Source organism: Okeania sp. SIO2F4, from assembly GCF_010672385.1.
Lineage (GTDB): Bacteria > Cyanobacteriota > Cyanobacteriia > Cyanobacteriales > Microcoleaceae > Trichodesmium.
The window spans coordinates 1-8,549 of sequence record NZ_JAAHGT010000384.1 but is presented as its reverse complement, the minus strand read 5'-3'; the positions used below and the strand labels follow the sequence as shown (position 1 = coordinate 8,549).

Below are 8,549 nucleotides of genomic sequence, written 5' to 3'. Positions count from 1 at the left end.
TGGTGGTTGAAGGTAGCAACTTGTTTGCCAGTGTTCGTATCCCAGAGGCGGGCAGTATTGTCAGCACTGCCTGTTGCAATGGTCTTCCCGTTGTGACTAAAAGCTACTGCTCTTACTCTACCCTGGTTTGATGACTTTGGATGTGGGAACAGATGGTTATCAAGCTTTGCGAGCTACTACTAAAGCATTAAGAAATGGAAGGTATTTTGAGCAGTCGGCAAATTCTGGTTCTTCTAGGGAGTCGCGTGTTGTTTATTTGGAAACTTTTTTGGCAAAGGAAGATAAGTTGGCAGGAAAGTAGTAAGGTGTGTAACGGCATCCTTTTTTTCGATTTTGGGGAAACTCCAGAAATTTTGCCGTCACGCACCTTTTTTTATAGATAATCTGATGGTGCGTTACGCTGAAAGTTAATTAAATTTGGATAGTCGATAATTTATATCGAACGCTCGATATATTTTATTCAGCAGAGGTAGGGTTGGGAAATATTGGTTGATTTATTTTTGAGGAAGGTTTGATATAGAATCAGCTTGAACAGTGGTCATTGCGACGATAGGAAGCAATCTCAGGGGTGCGCGGAGATTGCTTCCTTCCACTCCGTTCCAGTCGCTTCGGACGCAAGCTATAGTAATTATCCGGATTTTATATGAATGTGGCGATAGTGCTACGCACCGCTACGCGATCGCCAAGCTTTGAAAAATGCTTTCTAGGTAGAAAATCGTAGGGTGTGTGACGGCATCCTCTTTTTGATTTTAGGGAAACTCAAGAAATTTTGCCGTCATGCACCTTTTTTTTATTGATAATCTGATGGTGCGTTACGCTGAAAGCTAACTAAATTTGCATAGTGGATAATTTATATCGAACGCTCGATATATTTTATTCAGCAGAGGTAGGATTGGGAAATATTGGTTGACTTATTTATTTTTGAGGAAGATTTGAATGTGGCGATAGTGCTACGCACCGCTACGCGAACGCCAAGCTTTAAAAAATGCTTTCTAGGTAGGAAATGGTAGGGTGTGTGACGGCATCCTCTTTTTGATTTTAGAGAAACTCAAGAATTTTTGCCGTCACGCACCTTTTTTTTGGATGGTAGATAATTTGATGGTGCTGACTATAATTGATCGCTCAAACGGTTAGATATTAAAGTTGACAAGTCTCGATAATAAGAGAATTTGGTATGAAAATATAATATATTCCTATGCCAGTTCTCCCCCCCCTTCTCATCTCCTGGAGTTAAAGAGGGAAAGTAACCACGATCATATGGTCCTCTATTGTGAAAACCTGTTTGCCACCAATTTAACCATTTTCCATCTTTACGCCATCCCACTTGATCGGCGAAGGCTATCCATACTTGTTGGTTTCGTTTCTTAGTACCACCCAAACTTTGATAAATTTGCTTCTGAACAGAATAGCCAAACTTACCATTACTATACTCTACCCAAAGTTTGTCAATCGTGCCTAAATCCTGACAGGAAAAATTCTCTACATCCTCAGCTCTCAGCCATTCTTCTGACTCCCTACCTGCTACTTTTACCATTACTCTATATGTTTCAAAGTCTGCTTCTGTCCATTTTCCCTCTGCCAATAAGTTGCGAAGTTTTGTATAGTCAACTCCTTTAGCTGAAACTAGAGGAATATCATTCATATTAATAGGTATACCCCAAGAAAAAGTCCAACGTTGAACACCAGTCTCTACCCTTTCCACAGCTTGCTGAAAAGTTGACCGTTGTGACTCAGACAAACTTGCTTGTACAGAAGCAAAACTTTCCACAATTTCAAAATCACTCCTTCCATGTACTGCCACAACCTCACCTTTTACATCCACAACAGGCGCTCCACTCATCCCACCCACAGTCAAAGCTTGATAAGCAACTCCATAACCTCGCGCCAAATTATCTAAAGCTGAAACTTTACCATCAACAAACTGGGATACCAACTTCGCACCCCCAATAGGAAAACCAGAAATATAGATAGAACTACCTTTTCTCAGACTCTCAGAATTACCTATTTTCAGCGCCGGATAATTACAACTTCCTCTCTCTGGTTTAAAAGTAACTAAAGCTAAATCTATATCACTAGGAAATATTTCCACCCTAGCCACTTGCCAGAATTTTTCATCCTTAGTCTGTAATAATCTTTCCCCTTCTTTTTTCACAACATGAGCTGCTGTTAGTACGGTACAGACTCCCTCTTCTCCAGACACGAAAAAATCAGTTCCATGTCCGGGTTGATTTTTATAAAATAGTTTGACAATACTAGGCTCTAGTCGAGAGGCAATTTTTTCTGGTAGTAATTTCCCAGAACAATTTGTCAGAGTTAGTGACAGGAAAGTTATACCTAGAATGCGAGGTAGAAATTTCATCTTTTTGAGAGGTTCAGAAGTTTGAAAGTCTGATTTTTCTTCTTTTACCTACAACTTCAATTATAGGTTTTCCTTTCCCATCCTTTCCAATAGAGGAAATTGAAAAAATTATAGCTCTAAAAAAAGAGCCACTCTTTCCCCATAATACTTATCTACTTTTAGAATAAAACAACTTTTTCTAGATGTCAAGGAGCGATCGCCAAAAAACTCTCATTTTTCTTCTTTGACCTATAAAAATTGCAGCTTAAATATAACTATAACTGGGGCGGGGATTAAAATTCTGTGGTTGAGCATCAAGGGTAATGGATTTGGAGACCAAACCCCTACAGTTATTTTGGTATTTCCTTTTTCTTCCCGCTTACTTCCATTTATGATGGCTCTAAAAAAAAGAGGCACTATTTCCCTATAATACTTATCTACTTTGAGAATAAAACAACTTTTTCTAGTTGTCAAGGAGCGATCGCCCGCCTTGAAGTTAGAAGCCAGAAGTTAAATTCGCAGCACAGACTAATTTGGATAGTCGATAAAATATATCGAACGCTCGATATATTTTATTCAACTTTGGAAGAAAGTGATAAGTGATAAGGAATTCAGCAATCCATCGTAAAGCACCGCCCCTGACCTAATCTTCGGTGCGTTACGCTTTCCTGCGGAATGCTGCGCAAACGCTTTTCATGTCGCGCAGCGAAACGCACCCTACTGGACCGACACACCTAATTTGGTGCAAAATTGTAGGGTGTGTTAGAAGGCTTAAATTCAGACTATCAAAGGGATTTAGTAATCCGTCGTAACGCACCATTGAATATGTGTCAATCAACTACTGGCGTGTCAAGACTAAAATTGTGGTTTAGAAGCAAGCAAAGAAGACCTCTCCCCCAACCCCTCTCCTACGAGGAGAGGAGAGAAATCCCCCCCCAACGCTAGCACTTAAGGGGGTTGGGGGGTTAGGTTTTTTAACCCACATTTTCAAGCTTGACGCACCCTACTGGACTTAATTAATTTTGATTAACACCTATTTCCAGTAGTTTTTCCAATCTGGCACTTGACCAGTATTCTGTAGGGTAGGCGATCGCAAAAATAGAGTCAAGTCGAATCAACCATGTCACTTGTTTAAAAGTATCATCTTCTTCATCAAATTCATCTGGTGGCACTAATACCATAATTTCTACAAAATCTTCCGTTACACAAACGGGAAGACCATAATAAGTTTCCTCTGCTTCAATGCGGACTTTACTACCATTTTCTAATGCTTCTGTTAATCTTTGATAAAGAAGATTAGACTTGTTTGACTTTTCTTTTTTGGTCACAGTTATTCTCCGTAAGTCTGATGTTGTAATTTAGCGCTTTTAACAGCACCCATGTACAACTTCACCATTAACTCGTTAGCAGTCGCCGCATTTTGCAACTTACTAAAGTTAATTGTATCTGGTTGAATTTTAACTTGACTAAGCAAGTTTTTAACTCCCTTGTTGCTTAACCGCATCCCAGTTGTTAGGAAACCCGTACATAGTTGTCAATGACGAGATGTAGGTGTTTGGGAATGTTTAGCCCAAAAGTGACTAATAACATGGAAAATCTGTCCTTTACCCAAATGTTACTACGGGGACTTGATGCTTAAAAAGGAAATTATGACTAGCAGTGTCAATATGGACTTGATCCGGGTTTAGCACTTCTATATAGTAACTTCCTGATAACCACTATTGAAAATTTTGCTCCCAATATTACAACAATATTTGACCACAAACTACCTGCAAAAGTTCTTACAAACAATGATATAATAATTTCTTGATTCTTGAATCAAAAGTAGTGTCTTAGGAAATGCACGCTGTACTTTTCAAATATCCTTTGAATACCATTTATTAAAAGTAATACTAGGTTGGGAGGATTGAACAAATCAGCATGAACAGAGCTAAAGTTATTCAATAAAATGATGATAAATCCGACTATACTTGACTTTATTTCCTATATGGGAACAACCCTAGCGTCTTTGTTTGCAATTGCCAATCCCATTGGCACTATTCCCATTTTTTATAGTTTAACCTCCAGAGATAGCAGATGCTATCAAATTGAACAAGCTCAAAAAACAGCAATTAATGTAACATTAATTTTGATAGTTTTTCTGTTTATCGGTAGCTATATCCTTAAATTTTTTGGACTTTCTCTGGCTGAGATTCAGATTGCAGGTGGGCTAATTGTTGGTCATACGGCCTGGGGAATGGTGACAACTAAACAAATGCTCACACAAGGGGAACGTCAGGAAGCAACCGACCGAGAAGATGTCTCATTTGCACCTATGGCACTGCCACTGATAGCTGGTCCTGGAGCAATTGGTGTCGCCATTTCTCAAGGAACACAAGCAAAACAGCTCGTTCAATCTTTGGGATGTGCAGCAGGTGTGCTTTTATTAGGAATTATTGTTTATCTATGTTTGATTTTGGGAAAACCATTAATTGATAGAATTGGGCAAAATGGAATTGGAGCTTTAAATCGAATTTTTGGTTTTTTAATATTGTCAATTGCTGTTGAGTTGATAGCTGGAGGTGTGACTGACATTGTTAAAAAATTGGCTCCCATTTTGTTGCAGTCTTAAGTCTGAAGCATCACACTCAAGTGATTTTCATTTTTATTCAAGACTTACGCATCCAAACAAGAAAACGGGTTTATTTCCCTGATTATTTTCAAATCACGAAATTTTCTGGATAAACCCGGTTTCTGCATAAGTTCTATTTTTTTTTACTTTTGACTTTCCTTATCATTACGCACTGGTAAAGAAGTCTCCATAATTTCCATCAACAACTCCAGTCGTGAAGGGTGAGACAACATTGGCACCAAATTAGGTAGAGAGTAGTAGTCACCTTTGAAACTAAAAGTTTCCACTGGCGCTTGCTTCTGCTTCAGTTGACTTTCCACATAATTAGAAGCATAGTTACCCAAACGCACGATGACCACATTTGGCATTACTGCCAAGTCACGACAATAAGCAGTGTAAGCATCAGCAAAATAAGGTGAAGTATTTTCTCCTTCATCTGTCACCAGAATAAACTGTTCGACAACTTGCTTTTTGCGTCGCATTGCTTCTACAGCGCAACCGCAACTTGTACCTCCACCTGCACGAATATGTTGGAAACCACGTTCCCAGTCACTCAACTCTGTACCTTCGGCAGTCACAGGATAAGGAATGGTATCAAAAGCATAGACAAATAATTCAGCTTCAGTAATACCCGAAATTAGAGAAGCTAAAAGCTTACCAACTTCGATCGCCTTTTGCATGGAACCAGACTTATCTACAAGTAAAGCTGTTGGTAGAGAAATTTTACCGCGCTTTTTGACTTGTTCGTTAGTCACCTGCTCCAACTTGGCAGCAGTTTCCCCATCAACCTGGGAAGCATCAGCAGCAACCTTAGCTTTATAAGCAGATACGCGATCGCTCTTTTGCGCCTCAGTCAGTTTCTCATCTATTAACGCCTTTACTTCTGGGTGTTCCATTGCCCCACGAGCAGTTAGAGACTTCAGGTTATTGATAATTTCCTGGGGAGACATAGAATTTATCAACGCTACTAATACAGTAGGTGTTAATTTTTTTACTGCTCCCACAGCAATAGTATAGGGAATATTGTGTTCCACTATTAATGCTGCTTGCTCTGCTGCTGTTTCTGTTTTTGCCAACTGCTTCAGCATGAAAGCTAGACTATCTTCTGGAGGTCTTTCTTTAAATAAGATAGCATCAGCGCGAGAATTAGGTTTAATATGCAAGGTAGCATATAAGTGCTTCATTGCCTTGCGGTTACGGATAGCAGCGCGGTCGAAAAATTCTGAGTTTTGTTCGCGCTTCCGTAGATAGCGAGTAACAGCAGTACGCGCGGAACGTGGCATTTTATTTTGTTGCTGTTTCATAAAGTCTACAATGCGTGACACCTGGTAAGGTGGAAAATTTTGTAGCATTATGAAACCTGCATCTCGGTGTTCAGTTAGGTTACTTGTTAACAAGTTTCCCAAGAACACTTCTTTATGGTCGCGCACATCACCGTTATTTTGATACCAAACTGCTAAGTGTCCGTAAAAAATAGGGTCTAACTCAACAATTAATTGATGAATTTCTGCTACTTTTTCTAATTGACGGTGAGGAGTTGTGAGCAGACTATTAAGCATTTCTAGACGTAAGTCGCGTTCGTCGTTATTCATCTTGATTTTATTCATTTTAACTACCCCCTTTATTCAGTTATTAGTTATCAATTAACAGCGGCATGTTAATATTTAAATCAAGGTTAAATGTAAAAAATATCGTACATTTTAGAATATATAACTGCTCGCTATTAAATGATTTAATTATAAAAAAATAGACTTTTAATAGACAATTATTGTTGGCAGTTTTGCGGAGTATTAATATTAATATTTATGATGAATACACCGCGCAAGTTCAGAGAGTTTTGTACTTATAAGCTCCCCAATAAGTTGTATGTAACCTCTCTAGTTTAGGGCGCGACGATAACTGCTAATTTTTATAGTTTTTAGTTTTCAGCATTCAGCGTTCAGCTTTAAAATTTTTGGTAGTCATACTCGCGTAATAGTAGAGTAGATAGAAACAAATAATGCCCATTCCGACCATCCTGCCTGCAAATACGGGAGCAAGATGCTCCCACTTTTCTCGTAATAAAAATAATTACAATGTACCACCCGTACAGTTTTTTACAACGGTTTTAAATCTGGTTTTACCCAATTTTTTCTAGCTTCCCAAGACATCAGGTATTCTCTACTATAATATTCAAAAGGTAAAGCTGAATTTTCGTAAAGGTTGACTAAATTATTTGCCATTTCTACAAAAGAATTACTGGCTGAATTAATAACTACATATTGCCGAACAATTTTTACCCAAAACATTGTAATTGTTTCATGGTAGCCACTATTCTTAGTCATTTGAATACCCATCGATGCGTTATATTTTTTGATGCGATCGCGAATATTATTTATAGCCTCTGACTCTGAGTAATTAGTCAAATACCATAGAGCCACAATCAAATGTGCAGCATGAGTCCAATTGCTTCTTGGCAAAGTACAATTATTAAATTCTTTGACAATATTTTCTAATTGATTACTATTGAAATAAATAGTTTTATGGCACATACTAAAATTATTTCAAATAAACTTTTGCTCCCAATTCCTCTAATTTTTGCTTTATCTGTTCGGCTTCTTGAGTATTGACATTAGATTTAATAATTTGGGGTAAATTATCAACAACTTTTTTAGTTTGCTGTAAAGTTTAAAACAGATTTAAACTGCGTATCTCCTTAATAAAAGATATTTTTTTATTAGCAGGAAATTGCTCTAAGACAACATCAAAAATAGTTTGTGGTTCGGGAATATATTTCCGATAGTCATCGAAATTAGGAGGAGGTTTTATTACAATCTTAGGTTTGGAACTTACTTGAAAATAATCTTCTATTTGTTTCACCAATTCTGTAGCTTCCAAAATTGTGATAGATTTGAGTTTTTCCAATATTTCATCAGTTTTGATAGACATAATATCTTCTCCATACAATAAAAATTTTATATACTGAAAATTTATCGACACAATTACTTAAAATAAATACTTTACGCAAGTCAAAAAAGCTGTTTGTTCATACGCAGGATTTGAACCTGCGAAATCCTTTTTTGGATTTGCTTGATTATGAGTCAAGTGCCTTAAACCACTAGGCTAGTATGTAAGCTTTTTCTGTTAGGGCGCAAAGTAAATATTTGGATTTTTTATTAAATCTTGGTAGGGTGAATAAGTGTGGCGATCGACACTAATATAAAATCTTATAATTTTTGCCTACTCTAACTATTTTGTAATTGTCTGTAAATCTGTATAATTTTTTTTAAATGAATTTTTCTTTATTTAAAATCATCTCGCACAAGTCAAGAAAGCTATTTGTATACACACAGGAATTAAACCTGCTTTTTCTTGAGACCAAATCAAGCGCCGTTTGGCTAGTATGTAAGCTTTAATTGTTAGGGCGCGAGATGAAAATTAAATTTTTGACAATTTATATTTAATTATATAAACTGACATTTTTTTACATTAATATTTGCTCTAATTATTCGTAAATTTGTGTCATACTTGACTTTATTGTAATAGTTAAAGTCATTTCGCGCAAGTCAAAAAAGCTGTTTGTTTATACACAGGATTTGTTCGCCGAAGGCGTTCCCGAGA

8 protein-coding genes, 1 tRNA gene and 2 pseudogenes are annotated in these 8,549 nt (G+C 37.3%); 2 read left to right on the top strand and 9 right to left on the bottom strand.

Translation table 11 applies throughout. The features are described 5' to 3' along the window. A partial coding sequence (locus F6K22_RS42360) for a WD40 repeat domain-containing protein (RefSeq protein ID WP_363274151.1) occupies positions 1 to 152 on the bottom strand: 152 nt, incomplete at its 3' end. Between F6K22_RS42360 and F6K22_RS22330 the strand changes: the two genes are divergently transcribed. Further along, positions 128 to 301, top strand: coding sequence for a hypothetical protein (locus tag F6K22_RS22330; protein WP_293102853.1), 174 nt, complete (start codon positions 128 to 130; stop codon positions 299 to 301). The two genes, F6K22_RS42360 and F6K22_RS22330, sit on opposite strands and share 25 nt — an antisense overlap. Positions 302 to 1,108: 807 nt before the next feature. Here F6K22_RS22330 and F6K22_RS22325 read toward each other — a convergent pair. The 3 genes from F6K22_RS22325 to F6K22_RS22315 form a co-directional block, all read right to left on the bottom strand. After that, on the bottom strand, positions 1,109 to 2,359 hold the full coding sequence (locus F6K22_RS22325) for a GUN4 domain-containing protein (RefSeq protein WP_293102850.1): 1,251 nt from the start codon (positions 2,357 to 2,359) through the stop codon (positions 1,109 to 1,111). Between the two features lie 995 nt (positions 2,360 to 3,354). Continuing rightward, positions 3,355 to 3,666 carry a hypothetical protein gene (locus F6K22_RS22320; RefSeq protein WP_293102847.1) on the bottom strand — a complete coding sequence of 104 codons (312 nt, stop codon included), beginning with the start codon at positions 3,664 to 3,666 and terminating at the stop codon, positions 3,355 to 3,357. A 2-nt stretch (positions 3,667 to 3,668) separates the two neighbouring features. Then, positions 3,669 to 3,812, bottom strand: a complete 144-nt coding sequence (locus F6K22_RS22315) for a hypothetical protein (protein ID WP_293102844.1) — start codon at positions 3,810 to 3,812, stop codon at positions 3,669 to 3,671. 474 nt (positions 3,813 to 4,286) lie between these two features. Here F6K22_RS22315 and F6K22_RS22310 point away from each other — a divergent pair, with 474 nt between their 5' ends. Then, the gene (locus F6K22_RS22310) at positions 4,287 to 4,949 is read left to right on the top strand and encodes a MarC family protein (protein WP_293102842.1); all 663 of its coding nucleotides are present in this window, start codon (positions 4,287 to 4,289) and stop codon (positions 4,947 to 4,949) included. Positions 4,950 to 5,092: 143 nt separating this feature from the next. Here F6K22_RS22310 and F6K22_RS22305 read toward each other — a convergent pair whose 3' ends face one another. From F6K22_RS22305 to F6K22_RS22290, 5 genes and pseudogenes are all read right to left on the bottom strand, one after another. Continuing rightward, the gene (locus F6K22_RS22305) at positions 5,093 to 6,556 is read right to left on the bottom strand and encodes a vWA domain-containing protein (RefSeq protein ID WP_293102839.1); all 1,464 of its coding nucleotides are present in this window, start codon (positions 6,554 to 6,556) and stop codon (positions 5,093 to 5,095) included. Positions 6,557 to 7,045: 489 nt separating this feature from the next. Then, entirely contained in the window at positions 7,046 to 7,480 is a 435-nt protein-coding gene (locus F6K22_RS22300; protein ID WP_293102836.1) for a hypothetical protein, read from the bottom strand. A gap of 7 nt (positions 7,481 to 7,487) precedes the next feature. Further along, positions 7,488 to 7,601, bottom strand: a pseudogene (locus tag F6K22_RS42355) (ribosomal protein L7/L12); the annotation flags it as partial. Between the two features lie 173 nt (positions 7,602 to 7,774). Then, a pseudogene (locus F6K22_RS43130) lies at positions 7,775 to 7,877 on the bottom strand (50S ribosomal protein L7/L12); the annotation flags it as partial. 98 nt (positions 7,878 to 7,975) lie between these two features. Next, positions 7,976 to 8,061: transfer RNA gene (locus tag F6K22_RS22290), tRNA-Met, on the bottom strand. Between the last annotated feature and the right edge of the window lie 488 nt (positions 8,062 to 8,549).

What these genes read in the sequence shown, in the direction of transcription:
- F6K22_RS22325 (WP_293102850.1), bottom strand. Translation starts at nt 2,359, where the DNA reads ATGAAATTTCTACCTCGCATTCTAGGTATAACTTTCCTGTCACTAACT.
- F6K22_RS22310 (WP_293102842.1), top strand. Translation starts at nt 4,287, where the DNA reads ATGATGATAAATCCGACTATACTTGACTTTATTTCCTATATGGGAACA.
- F6K22_RS22305 (WP_293102839.1), bottom strand. Translation starts at nt 6,556, where the DNA reads ATGAATAAAATCAAGATGAATAACGACGAACGCGACTTACGTCTAGAA.
- F6K22_RS22300 (WP_293102836.1), bottom strand. Translation starts at nt 7,480, where the DNA reads ATGTGCCATAAAACTATTTATTTCAATAGTAATCAATTAGAAAATATT.